Annotated in this window: 10 protein-coding genes; 6 read left to right on the top strand and 4 right to left on the bottom strand. The window is 48.0% G+C overall.

Annotated features, from left to right (window positions below; all coding sequences use genetic code 11):
- Positions 1 to 7: 7 nt before the first annotated feature.
- Positions 8 to 319, top strand: a complete 312-nt coding sequence (locus ORJ01_RS08635) for a hypothetical protein (RefSeq protein ID WP_306177684.1) — start codon at positions 8 to 10, stop codon at positions 317 to 319.
- Positions 320 to 468: 149 nt separating this feature from the next.
- On the opposite strand, the gene xseA is transcribed toward ORJ01_RS08635, so the two are convergent.
- Complete coding sequence (gene xseA / locus ORJ01_RS08630; protein WP_306177683.1) at positions 469 to 1,806, bottom strand: exodeoxyribonuclease VII large subunit; 1,338 nt, start codon at positions 1,804 to 1,806, stop codon at positions 469 to 471.
- A gap of 151 nt (positions 1,807 to 1,957) precedes the next feature.
- Between xseA and guaB the strand changes: the two genes are divergently transcribed.
- The 4 genes from guaB to ORJ01_RS08610 all read left to right on the top strand — a co-directional run bounded on the left by guaB (position 1,958) and on the right by ORJ01_RS08610 (position 7,763).
- A complete protein-coding gene (guaB, locus tag ORJ01_RS08625; RefSeq protein ID WP_226751108.1) occupies positions 1,958 to 3,427 on the top strand; it encodes an IMP dehydrogenase in 1,470 nt (489 codons plus the stop codon).
- Between the two features lie 58 nt (positions 3,428 to 3,485).
- Positions 3,486 to 5,063 (top strand): glutamine-hydrolyzing GMP synthase, encoded by a 1,578-nt coding sequence (guaA, locus tag ORJ01_RS08620; RefSeq protein ID WP_306177682.1) that lies wholly within the window; start codon positions 3,486 to 3,488, stop codon positions 5,061 to 5,063.
- A 1,232-nt stretch (positions 5,064 to 6,295) separates the two neighbouring features.
- A complete protein-coding gene (locus ORJ01_RS08615) occupies positions 6,296 to 7,000 on the top strand; it encodes an aspartate/glutamate racemase family protein (RefSeq protein ID WP_306177681.1) in 705 nt (234 codons plus the stop codon).
- 55 nt (positions 7,001 to 7,055) lie between these two features.
- Positions 7,056 to 7,763, top strand: coding sequence for a lipase family alpha/beta hydrolase (locus ORJ01_RS08610; protein ID WP_371930720.1), 708 nt, complete (start codon positions 7,056 to 7,058; stop codon positions 7,761 to 7,763).
- An 864-nt stretch (positions 7,764 to 8,627) separates the two neighbouring features.
- Here the strand turns inward: ORJ01_RS08610 and ORJ01_RS08605 are convergent.
- On the bottom strand, positions 8,628 to 9,686 hold the full coding sequence (locus ORJ01_RS08605) for an LD-carboxypeptidase (RefSeq protein ID WP_306177679.1): 1,059 nt from the start codon (positions 9,684 to 9,686) through the stop codon (positions 8,628 to 8,630).
- A 203-nt stretch (positions 9,687 to 9,889) separates the two neighbouring features.
- On the bottom strand, positions 9,890 to 11,113 hold the full coding sequence (srmB, locus tag ORJ01_RS08600; protein ID WP_229586610.1) for an ATP-dependent RNA helicase SrmB: 1,224 nt from the start codon (positions 11,111 to 11,113) through the stop codon (positions 9,890 to 9,892).
- A 76-nt stretch (positions 11,114 to 11,189) separates the two neighbouring features.
- Here srmB and ORJ01_RS08595 point away from each other — a divergent pair, with 76 nt between their 5' ends.
- Positions 11,190 to 11,903 (top strand): tRNA1(Val) (adenine(37)-N6)-methyltransferase, encoded by a 714-nt coding sequence (locus ORJ01_RS08595; RefSeq protein WP_306177677.1) that lies wholly within the window; start codon positions 11,190 to 11,192, stop codon positions 11,901 to 11,903.
- An 8-nt stretch (positions 11,904 to 11,911) separates the two neighbouring features.
- On the opposite strand, the gene fldB is transcribed toward ORJ01_RS08595, so the two are convergent.
- Complete coding sequence (gene fldB / locus ORJ01_RS08590) at positions 11,912 to 12,430, bottom strand: flavodoxin FldB (protein ID WP_236130000.1); 519 nt, start codon at positions 12,428 to 12,430, stop codon at positions 11,912 to 11,914.
- Positions 12,431 to 12,503 lie beyond the last annotated feature (73 nt).

The following is a 12,503-nucleotide window of genomic DNA, read 5'->3' as shown; positions in this document are numbered from 1 at the left end:
GGTCAAAATGAAATCGGAAATCATAACAATCAACGTAGCTCAAACAGCAAAAACAATGTCGTTCCTCGCTGCACTCATCAGTTCGCTAATAGCCGTTATAGGTATAGTGTCATTAGCCGCCGGCGTCGAAACTACAATCGCATTCAGCTACATAATTTCGATAACGGTTAACAGTAACGGGGGCAAGCTTTTCTTATTTTTATGCTTACCCGTGTTAACTTTTGCAGCTACTTATATATCAGTCGCTATTTTTTGTATCGCATACAACTTCGTGGCAAAAAAAACCGGCGGAATAGCCTTTCAAACTAAGCTTCAATAAAGGTATGCCTGACAATACGCCGAGCAATATCATGCCTCATTTGGCCAGTGAGCGTGATGTTCAAACGCATTGTTTACAATACCATCAAGCATATCTGTTGATAAAAAAGACTCATTTAAATAGGTTGTTGAAGATGGCTTATCTTCCCCTTATTTATGAATCACTTCTGTCACCGTTGCCATAAAACTGCCCTCTGCTAAACGCGTACTGATATTATCGCCTAATTTTAGCTGTGAGCTGCTGGTAATGGCTTGCTCTGCGGCATTAAAGCTAATGCTGTATCCGCGGGCTAGGGTGGCGAGTGGGCTAACCGTGTGCAATTGGGCACTGAGTTTCGCCAGTTTTTGTTGTTGCTGTTTTACCTGTTGCTGTTGCGCATGCTGCAAGCGGCGTTGAAGTTGTTGCAACAGGTTATGTTGTTGCTTCAAGGTTTTAGCGGGCGAGAGGTGCAACAAACTTTGTTGTAAATAGCTGTGTTGGCGTTTAGCTTGTTGTAACTGAAGCTGCATCAGCCGTTGTAAGCGCAGTTGTAACTCATCGAGGCGCTGTTGCTGTTGTTCTAAACGGCGTTGAGGGTGCAGTTGTTGTAAGCGTAGCTGTAGCTGACTGAGCTTGGGCGTTAGCCTTTGCAAAAACAAGCGCTGGGCTCGAACCAATCGGCTCGACAATTGCTGCAGCTGCAACACAAAATGGCTTTGATCGGGTGACACCAGTTCAGCCGCCGCGGAAGGGGTTGCCGCTCGAACATCAGCTACAAAATCGGTGAGTGCAAAATCAATTTCATGCCCCACGGCACTGACAATTGGAATAGGGCACTGCGCCACGGCTCTGGCCAAGGCTTCGTCGTTAAAACACCACAAGTCTTCTAATGAACCACCACCACGGCCAATAATTAATACGTCAACTTCATCACGCTGAATGGCAGTACTGAGCATTTGCCGTAGCTGCCCAGCAGCGCTGTCACCTTGCACTTGGCATGGGTAAACGATCACCTTAATACCGGGGGCACGGCGTTGCAGCACAGTAATAATATCGCGCACGGCGGCACCGGTGGGTGAGGTGATCACGCCGACGGTGCGCGGATTAGCCGGTAACGCCTTTTTACGCTCGGCTGCAAATAAACCCTCGGCAGCCAGTTTATTTTTTAACTGTTCAAATTGTTGTTTTAATAAACCATCGCCGGCGGGCTCAATAAAGTCGGCTAATAATTGATACTCGCCGCGCGGTTCATAGACACTAATCCGGGCGCGTAATAAAACCTGCTGGCCATTTTGCGGCCGGATCAGTGCATTGCGATTGGCTTGCTTAAACATCGCCACTTTTACCTGCGCTGCCTGATCTTTTAAACTGAAATACCAATGCCCCGACGCGGCCGCCACAAAATTTGACACTTCACCGCTTAACCACAATTGCTGAAACTGTAATTCGAGGGTCAGGCGTACTTCGCTGTTTAAACGGGAAACGGTATAAATCTCAGACTGCTGCATGATTAACTCAACGACTTGTTCATGCCCTTAGTGTACGTTATCAAACCTTATCCTGACAAAAAGAAAAAAGCGTTTGTTCTGTTGCAGTATTTCCGCTAAAATTGCACCGCAACATTCCCTATCTTTTCATCCACACAGCGAGATTGTTGCAATGCTCAGGATCATTAAAGAAGCTTTAACCTTTGACGACGTGTTATTGGTTCCGGCGCACTCAAATGTGCTACCCCACACCGCTGATTTACGCACTCAGTTAACCAAAACAATCACGCTTAGCATTCCTATGGTTTCCGCTTCAATGGACACTGTAACGGAAGCACGCCTTGCTATTGCCTTAGCGCAAGAAGGCGGCCTTGGTTTTATTCATAAGAATATGACCATCGAAGAGCAAGCAGCCAATGTACGCAAAGTAAAAAAATACGAGAGTGGCGTAGTATCCGATCCGGTTACCGCACTAGCGGATATGACGGTGCGTGATGTTCAAGCCTTAGCCGAACAACATGGCTTTTCAGGTTTCCCCGTTTTAGACAAACAAGGCGAGTTAGTCGGTATTGTTACCGGTCGCGACATGAGCTTTGAAGCAAATTTGCAAGCCAAAGTAACTGCGGTGATGACGCCACGGGAAAAACTGGTCACGGTAAATGAAAACGCGCCACGAGAAGATGCTTTAAAACTGATGCACCAACATCGGATTGAAAAGGTGTTGGTGGTCGATGATCATTTCAAATTAAAAGGCTTAATTACGGTTCGTGATTATTACAAAGCCGCCAGTAAGCCCAATGCCTGTAAAGACGAATTAGGTCGTTTACGCGTGGGTGCTGCGGTCGGTGTAGGCCCAGGTACAGACGAGCGCATCGCGGCGTTAGTTGAAGCCGGTGTGGATATTCTGTTAATTGATACCTCGCACGGTCACTCTGAAGGTGTGTTAGAGCGTGTAAGACAAACGCGTGCTCAGTATCCCGATCTTCAAATCGTGGCAGGTAATGTCGCAACAGCCGAAGGCGCTAAAGCGTTAGCTGAAGCGGGTGCCAATGCTGTTAAAGTAGGTATCGGTCCAGGCTCAATTTGTACTACGCGTATTGTTACTGGCTGTGGTGTACCACAAATTACCGCTATCTCTGATGCCGTTGAAGGTGTGCAAGGTTTAGATGTGTGCATTATTGCCGATGGCGGTATTCGCTTCTCTGGTGATATCGCAAAAGCCTTAGTGGCTGGTGCAAACTGCGTGATGGTGGGCTCTATGTTTGCCGGTACGGAAGAAGCACCAGGCGAAGTTGAGCTATATCAAGGGCGTTATTACAAATCTTACCGTGGTATGGGCTCATTAGGTGCCATGGCACAGCGCAATGGTTCATCAGACCGTTATTTCCAAGGCAGCAATAATGCCGAAAAACTGGTACCTGAGGGTATTGAAGGTCGAGTGGCTTACAAAGGCCCAATCGAAACCATCATTCACCAGCAAATGGGCGGTTTACGCTCTGCTATGGGCTTAACTGGAAGCCCAGATATCAACACGCTACGCACCAAGCCACAGTTCGTTAAAGTAACGTCTGCAGGGATGGGTGAATCGCACGTGCATGATGTGCAAATCACAAAAGAAGCACCAAACTACCGTTTAGGGTAACTGTTTTTTGCTATCAGGGCTGACTTAGGTCAGCCCCTGTACTTTTTAAAAGGTTAGTATGAACAAGAATATTCATCATCATCGCATTCTGATCCTCGACTTCGGTTCTCAATATACCCAGCTGATTGCCCGCCGCGTGCGTGAAATTGGTGTTTATTGTGAGTTGTGGGCGTGGGATGTTACTGAAGCACAAATTCGTGAGTTTAATCCAACCGGTATTATTCTATCGGGTGGTCCAGAAAGCGTGACTGAGCAAAACTCGCCACGTGCCCCGCAATATGTGTTTGAAGCTGGTGTGCCCGTGTTGGGCATCTGTTACGGCATGCAAACCATGGCTGAGCAGTTAGGCGGCAAGGTGCAAGGCTCTGATCTGCGTGAATTTGGTTATGCTCAGGTTGAAGTGGTTGCTCCGAATGATTTATTCGCCAAGATTGAAGATCACATTGGCGCTAACGGTAATGCCTTATTAGATGTTTGGATGAGCCACGGTGATAAAGTGGTTGCAATCCCAGCCGGTTTTGAAACCTGTGCCAGCACAGCCACTTGCCCACATGCCGGTATGGTGGATGAAGCGCGTCAGTTTTACGGTGTGCAGTTCCACCCAGAAGTCACGCATACCCGCCAAGGCCTGCGGATGCTTCAGCACTTTGTGGTAGACATTTGTGGTTGTGATCGCCTTTGGACACCCGCGACCATCATAGAAGATGCGGTGATCCGTTTAAAGCAGCAAATTGGTGATGACCAAGTTATTTTAGGTTTATCCGGTGGTGTCGACAGTTCTGTTGTGGCTATGTTGCTGCACCGCGCTATTGGTAAAAATTTGACCTGTGTCTTCGTTGATAACGGCTTGTTGCGTTTAAACGAAGGCAAGCAAGTGATGGATATGTTTGGTGATCACTTTGGCTTAAATATCATTAAAGTAGACGCCGAAGATCGTTTCCTAGACGCCTTAGCAGGTGAAAACGAGCCAGAAGCTAAACGTAAAATTATCGGCCGTGTGTTTGTTGAAGTGTTCGATGAACAATCGCAAAAACTGGAAAACGCCAAGTGGCTAGCGCAAGGCACTATTTACCCTGACGTCATTGAATCAGCCGGCTCTGCCACAGGTAAAGCCCATGTGATTAAATCGCACCATAACGTCGGTGGCTTACCGGCGCATATGAAGTTGGGCTTAGTTGAGCCGTTGCGTGAATTATTCAAAGATGAAGTGCGTAAAGTCGGTTTAGAGCTGGGTTTACCTTATGACATGTTGTATCGCCATCCGTTCCCAGGCCCAGGTTTAGGGGTTCGGGTATTGGGCGAAGTGAAAAAAGAATACTGCGACCTACTGCGCCGTGCTGATGCGATCTTTATTGAAGAGCTGCATAAAGCCGACTTATACAACAAAGTCAGCCAAGCCTTTACGGTTTTCTTGCCGGTAAAATCGGTGGGTGTGATGGGTGATGCGCGTAAGTACGATTGGGTGGTATCACTGCGTGCGGTTGAAACCATCGACTTTATGACTGCGCATTGGGCGCATTTACCTTATGATTTACTGGGTAAAGTGTCTAACCGTATTATCAATGAAATCAACGGCATTTCTCGTGTGGTGTATGATATCAGCGGTAAGCCACCCGCGACGATTGAGTGGGAATAAGTTTTATCGTTTAAACTGTTCAGTTTAAATGGTTTAAATGGTTTAAAAGGCGCTGCGGCGCCTTTTTTGTTGGGACTTTATTCGAGGGCAGATAGCAAGACTCTATTACGAAACGATTAACGTTTTCGCCGTGGGCGAGGTACTTTCTTTTGTTTCGCCAAAAGAAAGTACCCAAAGAAAATGCGACCCCACTTTCGCTCGAAAGCCCGACTGTTCATACGCTGCCCAAGGCGAAAACGTAACTCGCGCGGCGCTAGCGTCGCCGCACTCAAACACCCGTTTTCTTAAAATCTTGGTCAGCGATGATCAGTCGGCTCGCTGCAAAGGGGGGAGTTAAGATCTAGGCTCGGAGTAGAGCGAGTTAACAGCGAAGTAAGCTTTGGCTGGAGACGTCTTTTTCAGGGATGAAAAAGAGGAGCGTACAGGGACGTATTTATAGCGTGCTCCAGCCGACGCTTTACGCAGCGTTTAACGTTTTGCCAGCTTTTATGTCAAGCTTCGGGAGCAGATACCAAGATCCTCGATACCCATTCTGCTTGAATTTAAATCCTACTGTACTGATAAACTTCACATTTTCGCCGTTGGCGAGATACTTTCTTTTGTGTCGCCAAAAGAAAGTATCCAAAGAAAATGCGACCCCAATTTCGCTCGAAAGCCCGACTGTTCATGCGCTGCCCAAGGCGAAAACGTAACTCGCGCGGCGCTAGCGTCGCCGCACTCAAACACCCGTTTTCTTAAAACCTTGGTCAACGATGAACAGTCGGCTCGCTGCAAAGGGGGGGAGGTTCATTGAGGTATTTGAGCAGTTGAACGGCTTATTTAGACCTTTGCACTCGTAACCCAATCACAAGCTGATTTTTTAAGTTCGTTAACGTTTTCGCCGTTGGCTCGCTGCAAAGGGGGAATGAATATCCAAAGTGAAGATCTAGGGTCGGAGTAGAGCGAGTTAACAGCGAAGTAAACTTTGGCTGGAGACGTCTTTTTCAGGGATGAAAAAGAGGAGCGTACAGGGAGGTATTTACCGCGTGCTCCAGCCGAAGCTTTACGCAGCGTTTAACGTTTTCTCCGTTGGCGAGGTACTTTATTTTGTTTCGCCAAAAGAAAGTACCCAAAGGACAAACTTCGAGGTTAGATACCGAGAGCCAAGTAGCTGCTGTGCAAAGCTTCGCGGTATTGCAGAGAAAGGCCTTTTGCGTCATGGTATTGCTTCTGAGAACCATTGGTGGCTTAACATGAAAACGATAGGTTTAATTGGCGGAATGAGTTGGGAGTCAACCATACCGTATTATCGGTTGCTTAATCAGGGGGTTAAGCAACAGCTGGGTGGGCTGCATTCGGCTAAATGTATTTTATATAGTGTCGATTTTCAGCAGATTGAACGTTTACAACATGCGGGTGATTGGCAAGGCGCCGGTGAGGTGTTAGCTGAAGCGGCTGTAGCACTGGCTGCAGCAGGTGCCGATGTAATTGTGCTCTGTACCAATACCATGCATAAGGTTGCTGCCCAGATTGAGGCTGCTGTGCCAATCCCGCTATTACATATTGCGGACGCCACCGCGACAGCGTTGAAGCAGGCTGGTTCTAGTCGTGTTGGTTTGCTGGGAACTAAATTCACCATGGAGCAGCCTTTTTATCGAGAGCGTTTAAGTGAAAAGTACGGTATCAATGTGCTGTTACCGACTGAGGCTGAGCGGGATAGTTTGCATCAAATTATTTACCAAGAGCTCTGTCAGGGAATACTTAAACCGGAATCAAAGCAGTTAGTGCGGCGGATGATGGCCGGTTTAGCCTTGCAAGGTGCTGAGGGAATTATCTTGGGTTGCACTGAAATAGGTTTATTAGTCAGTCAAGCCGATGCCGCTGTGCCGTTGTTTGATACCACGGTACTGCATGCACAAGCGGCTGTGGCATTCGCGTTAGCCGATATGCCCAGTTAAGCTGGCGCTAACAGTACGCCGTGTTTGAGCATCGTTTTTGAGAAAAGAAGCAATGATGAAATATTATTTTGCGATAATGCTGCTGGGTTTTAGTGCTGCAATACAGGCAAAAGAGTGCGTGATTTTATTGCATGGCCTAGCGCGCAGTGCCGATGCCATGCAACTGCTGGCAACGCGGCTTGAGCAGGCTGGTTATGCGGTTAGTAATGTTGATTATCCATCAACGCATTACCCTATTGAGCAACTGGCGCCACTGGCTATTGAGCAAGGGTTGAATACCTGCCAACAGCAATCTGCGCACCCCATTCATTTTGTTACACATTCGCTGGGTGGTATCTTGGTTAGGTACTATTTAACTACACAAAGCATCGCGCATCTTGGTCGTGTAGTGATGCTTGGCCCACCGAATCAAGGCAGTGAAGTGGTTGATACGTTAAAAGATGCCCCCGGCTTTGAGCTACTGAATGGTCCTGCTGGCCAGCAACTTGGCACCGATGAGGCGAGTGTGCCCAAGCAATTAGGTCCGGTCGATTTTGAGTTAGGCGTGATTGCCGGCACACAAAGTATTAATTTAATTTTATCGACCATGTTACCCAATCCGGATGATGGTAAGGTTTCATTGGAATCGACGAAAGTGATGGGCATGACAGATTTTATTGCCTTACCGACTACGCATCCGTTTATGATGAAAAACGATGCGGTGATCGCGCAAACGTTGTATTTTTTGCAACACGGCGAGTTTGAACCGCTTGAATCAAAATGACGGTTTTTTTACTGATTAAATACGTGCTTAACGTTTTCGCCGCTGGCGAGGTGCCGCTTCGGGGGCAGATACAGACCCTTGGTGTTTTCGCCGTTGGCGAGGTACTTTCTTTTGCGTCGCCAAAAGAAAGTACCCAAAGAAAATGCGACCCCACTTTCGCTCGAAAGCCTGACTGTTCATGCGCTACCCAAGGCGAAAACGTAACTCGCGCGGCGCTAGCGTCGCCGCACTCAAACACCCGTTTTCTTAAAACCTTGGTCAACGCTGATCTGTCGGCTCGCTACAAAGGGGGGAAGGTTCACCGCGGTATTTGAGTAGTTGAAAGCTTATTAGGACCTTTGCACTCGTATCCCAATCACGTGCTGATTTTTTAAGTCCGTTAACGTTTTCGCCGTGGGCGAGGTACTTTCTTTTGTTTCGCCAAAAGAAAGTACCCAAAGAAAATGCGACCCCACTTTCGCTCGAAATCCCGACTGTTCATGCGTTGCCCAAGGCGAAAACGTAACTCGCGCGGCGCTAGCGTCGCCGCACTCAAACACCCGTTTTCTTAAAACCTTGGTCAACGATGATCCGTCGGCTCGCTACAAAGGGGGAATGAATATTTAAAGCGAAGATTTAGGATTGGAGTAGAGCGAGTTAACAGCGCAGTAAACGTTGGCTGGAGACGTCTTTTTCAGGGATGAAAAAGAGGAGCGTACACGGAGGTATTTACCGCGTGCTCCAGCCGAAGCTTTACGGAGCGTTTAACCTTTTAGCTGCGCTCGAGAGGCTTTCTTTTTTCGATAAAAAATATCTCACCACAAGGTCAGATCTTTACTCGCCGCTGAGACTGCTAGGAAATACCCTAGCAGTCAGCTTGTTCGGTTAGCGTTGAAATACCGGCTCGAGTAAGCGTAGGGTGCCGGCATTGGCATCCATTTCTACTTTTGCGCCTACCGGTAGAATAAATTGCTTGGGAATATGGCCAATCATCGCGCCGCGATAAGCTGGAATACCTAGCGGTTTAATAAAGTCGGCAAAAATCTCATCCAGCGTTAAACTGCCCCAGCCATTGCCTGGGGTGCAGCGGTTACAATCGCCAAACACAAAGCCTTTTATTTTATCCAGCGCACCCATCAATTTTAGCGTACTCATCATGCGGTCAATGCGGTAGGGCTGCTCTTCAATGTCTTCTAAAAAAAGAATTTTATCTTGAAAATCTGGTAGGTAAGGCGTGCCAGCCAAGGAGGTCAAAACCGTTAAGTTACCGCCCATTAGCTCGCCTTGTGCCTTACCTAGGGTAATCACGCGAGTGCGGTTTTCGCGGTTAACCAGTTCACCTTTGCTTTCTTGTTCGTTTTGGTAAGTGAGCAATTCTTGCTGGAAAAACATGCGTTCGAATTGATCCACATTAAAGGCATTCCAACTACCAATACCATTGGGGCCATGAAAACTCACTAAACCGGCTTTAGCCAGCAAGGCATTATGCAGCGCAGTGATATCGGAATAACCCAGTAACGGCTTAGGGTTGCGCCGGATCATCTCATAATCAAGCAGCGGCAGAATACGCGCGGCACCTGAACCACCACGGGCACAGATAATGGCTTTTACCTCGGGATCGGCAAACATGGCGTTCAGATCGCTGGCGCGATCCGCATCACGGCCAGCTAAATGACCATGACGCTCGGTATAAAAACGGCCGGCTTTAACGTTAAAGCCCAGCGCCTGCAGTACTTCAGTGGCGATAACTAAATCTTCTTGGTCGGCAACGGCGGCGGATGAGGCAATTAAGCCAACGGTATCGCCTTTTTGTAACCGTTTCGGCAAGGTACGACCTTTAGTGGCTAAGGTTGTGCTGGCCGCTTGTGCTGTGAGGCTACAACCGACTAATGGCAGTACGCTAAGTGCGGCTGCACTGTTTTTTAGAAATTGACGTTTATCCACCGACCGCTCCGCTAATAATAATTTATTCCTATTGATAGCATGCTTTTGGAATAATTACAGCGGATTTGGCTAAAAATTGCGTTGATGCGTTGGGCTAAAAAGATAAAAGGGAGTGGGGCAACGAACCTAGTGTTGAAAAGCATTGAACGATGGGAAGACGGCCAATAAGTGCGATTACCTACTGGCCAGAAACAACATGGTTATTATTTTTTAGGCGCTTTTTTTGCCAGCTTTTTGGCCGCTAATTTACCTGGCTTTTTCTTTTTACTTGCGACTTTCGCTTCTTTATTCTTAGCGCGAAGCCCTTCAATGTTACGGCGTTTAAGTTTTTGCTCAGTATAACGTTCTACTTTGGCAACAATACTCATATCGTGTGCTTCGACTAACGAGATCGCCGTCCCTTTTTTACCGGCGCGACCTGTGCGGCCAATACGGTGCACATACACATCGGCGCTACGTGGCATATCAAAGTTAATCACATGGCTGATGTCGTCAATATCCAAACCGCGCGCCGCTACGTCAGTCGCCACTAAGATGCGTACTTGGTTATTGGTAAAACGCGCTAAAGCTTGCAGCCGTTTATCTTGCGGCATTTCACCTTGTAACCAGCAACAGCGTAAACCGGCCGTTTCTAATTGCCCCGACAACGTGGCTAAACGCTCACGGGTTTTCACAAAAACGATCGCCTTGGTCACGTCTTCTTGCTGCAAAATATGAATTAACATAGCGAGCTTGTGGTTAATGTCATCGGCTAAATGACACCATTGCAGTATTTTGGCTTTTTCTTTGCGCGATGGGTGCGCTTCAATCCGCTCTGGCTCTTTTAACGAATGACTGGCGAAACGCTCTAACGTGGCGCCTTCTAAAGTGGCAGAAAACAGCATCGTTTGCCGGCGGCGGCGCGCTTCTAACACGATACGGTTCATCTCGCCAACAAAGCCCATATCGAGCATCCGATCCGCTTCATCGAGGATCAGCACTTCCACTTCATCCGCTTGAAAGCTTTCTTCATCGAGATATTCAATCAGTCGACCAGGGGTGGCGACTAAGATGTCATTGTTTTTTTCAAGCGTATCTTTATGGCTACCATAGTTCACACCGCCGGTAATTAAACCGATGTTCAGAGTCGTATGTTGGCTGAACTGACGGAATTCATCATACACTTGGTAAGCGAGTTCGCGGGTTGGTGTCATCACTAAAACCCGCGCAAAACCCGGATCGCGGCGCGAGAAATCTAATAAATATTGAATAGCGGGTAACACAAACGCCAACGTTTTACCCGTGCCGGTTGGGGCAGACGCCATAATATCGCGGCCCTCTAACGCCAGTGGCAGCGCCAGTTGTTGGATCTGAGTGGGCTCGCTAAAACCGGCCGTTTCGAGTGCGCGATTAAGGGCGTCGTCGAGTTGAAACTCGGCAAATGACATGGGTAGTACCTCAAAGTTATGCTGTTTCCTTATGACATCGGCTGGCACTCAGGCTAAACTGGCGCGCGGAGGACGTATGTCAGCAGGTTTTCAATGTAAACAATTTACTATTGCGCATCAGCATTGTGCGATGAAAGTCGGCACTGACGCGCTGCTATTAGGGGCCTGGGCCCGGCTGCCAGCCAAGGGTGCTATGTTAGACATTGGCGCAGGCAGCGGTATTCTTAGTTTAATGTTAGCGCAGCGCAGCCAGGGTAAACAGGCAATTACTGCCATCGAGCTGGATGCTGCCGCGGCGGCACAGGCTGCAGATAATGTGCAACATAGTCCGTGGCCATTGGCCATCACGGTGATAAAGGGCGATATTCTAACCTATCAACGCGCGCAACGTTACGCTTTAATCGTGTCTAACCCACCTTTTTTTCAAGCGGCTTTGCCCAGTATAGATCCATTACGACAACAAGCCCGGCATACCGATAGCTTGCCCTTTAGTGCCTTGTTACAACAAGCGGCAACGTTATTAAGCCCCGAAGGGGAATTTTGTTTAGTGTTACCTGCGGTAAGTCAGCCGGCTTTTGATGCAGCAGCAACCGAGGGAGGCTGGCATTGCTTGCGCCGCTGTGCCGTGCAAAGTAAAGCGAACAAGCCGGTCAGTCGTTACTTACAGAGCTGGCGCTTTGCTGGCGAGAGGCAAGCAGTTGAGCTAAGCAGCTTACTGATCCACAATGAAAACGGCACTTATTCAGCTGAATATCGCGCCTTGTTACGGGATTTTTATTTGAAGTTTTAACCCGATGCTTAGCCAATGGTGGCGATTTCGGTTAACACCTGTTCGACCCAGCTTTGCAGCCGGGCATCAGTTAACTCATACTGATTTTCATCATCCAGCGCTAAGCCATAAAACCATTCGCCATCTGGCGTAAGCGCTTTTGAGGCGATAAATTCATAACCACTGTTTGGCCAGAAACCTACTCGGGTGATAGCCTGTGGTGCCAGCGCCTCATGTAACATGCCCAGCGCATCTTGAAACCATTCGGCATAACCAATTTGGTCGCCCATACCGTAAAGGGCGATTATTTTTCCGCTTAAATCAACTTGGCTGATCTCAGGCCAGCGTGCTTCCCAGTCTTCTTGAATTTCGCCGAAGTCCCAAGTCGATAAGCCTAAAATCAAGATGTCGTAATCTTGCATGGCGGCCAAACCGGTATCTTTTAAGTTGTGGAGCGTTACTAACTCGGGGCCGAGTAGTGCTTGAATTTTCTCTGCCACCATTTCGGTGTAGCAGGTGGTGGAACCATAAAAAAGACCAATGTTCATCTGATAGCACGTGTAGTGAAACATGGCGGTATATTATCAGACTTGCCTTCGCTCGCCCATACACTATGCCTTG

It is taken from the genome of Alishewanella sp. SMS8 (assembly GCF_030737935.1).
GTDB lineage: Bacteria > Pseudomonadota > Gammaproteobacteria > Enterobacterales > Alteromonadaceae > Alishewanella > Alishewanella maricola.
The sequence above is the reverse complement of the archived record's forward strand: the minus strand, read 5'-3'. Positions and strand labels throughout refer to the sequence as shown.

Coding starts and splice junctions, on each gene's coding strand:
- ORJ01_RS08635 (WP_306177684.1), top strand. CDS start 8: ATGAAATCGGAAATCATAACAATCAACGTAGCTCAAACAGCAAAAACA.
- xseA (WP_306177683.1), bottom strand. CDS start 1,806: ATGCAGCAGTCTGAGATTTATACCGTTTCCCGTTTAAACAGCGAAGTA.
- guaB (WP_226751108.1), top strand. CDS start 1,958: ATGCTCAGGATCATTAAAGAAGCTTTAACCTTTGACGACGTGTTATTG.
- guaA (WP_306177682.1), top strand. CDS start 3,486: ATGAACAAGAATATTCATCATCATCGCATTCTGATCCTCGACTTCGGT.
- ORJ01_RS08615 (WP_306177681.1), top strand. CDS start 6,296: ATGAAAACGATAGGTTTAATTGGCGGAATGAGTTGGGAGTCAACCATA.
- ORJ01_RS08610 (WP_371930720.1), top strand. CDS start 7,056: ATGAAATATTATTTTGCGATAATGCTGCTGGGTTTTAGTGCTGCAATA.
- srmB (WP_229586610.1), bottom strand. CDS start 11,113: ATGTCATTTGCCGAGTTTCAACTCGACGACGCCCTTAATCGCGCACTC.
- ORJ01_RS08595 (WP_306177677.1), top strand. CDS start 11,190: ATGTCAGCAGGTTTTCAATGTAAACAATTTACTATTGCGCATCAGCAT.
- fldB (WP_236130000.1), bottom strand. CDS start 12,430: ATGAACATTGGTCTTTTTTATGGTTCCACCACCTGCTACACCGAAATG.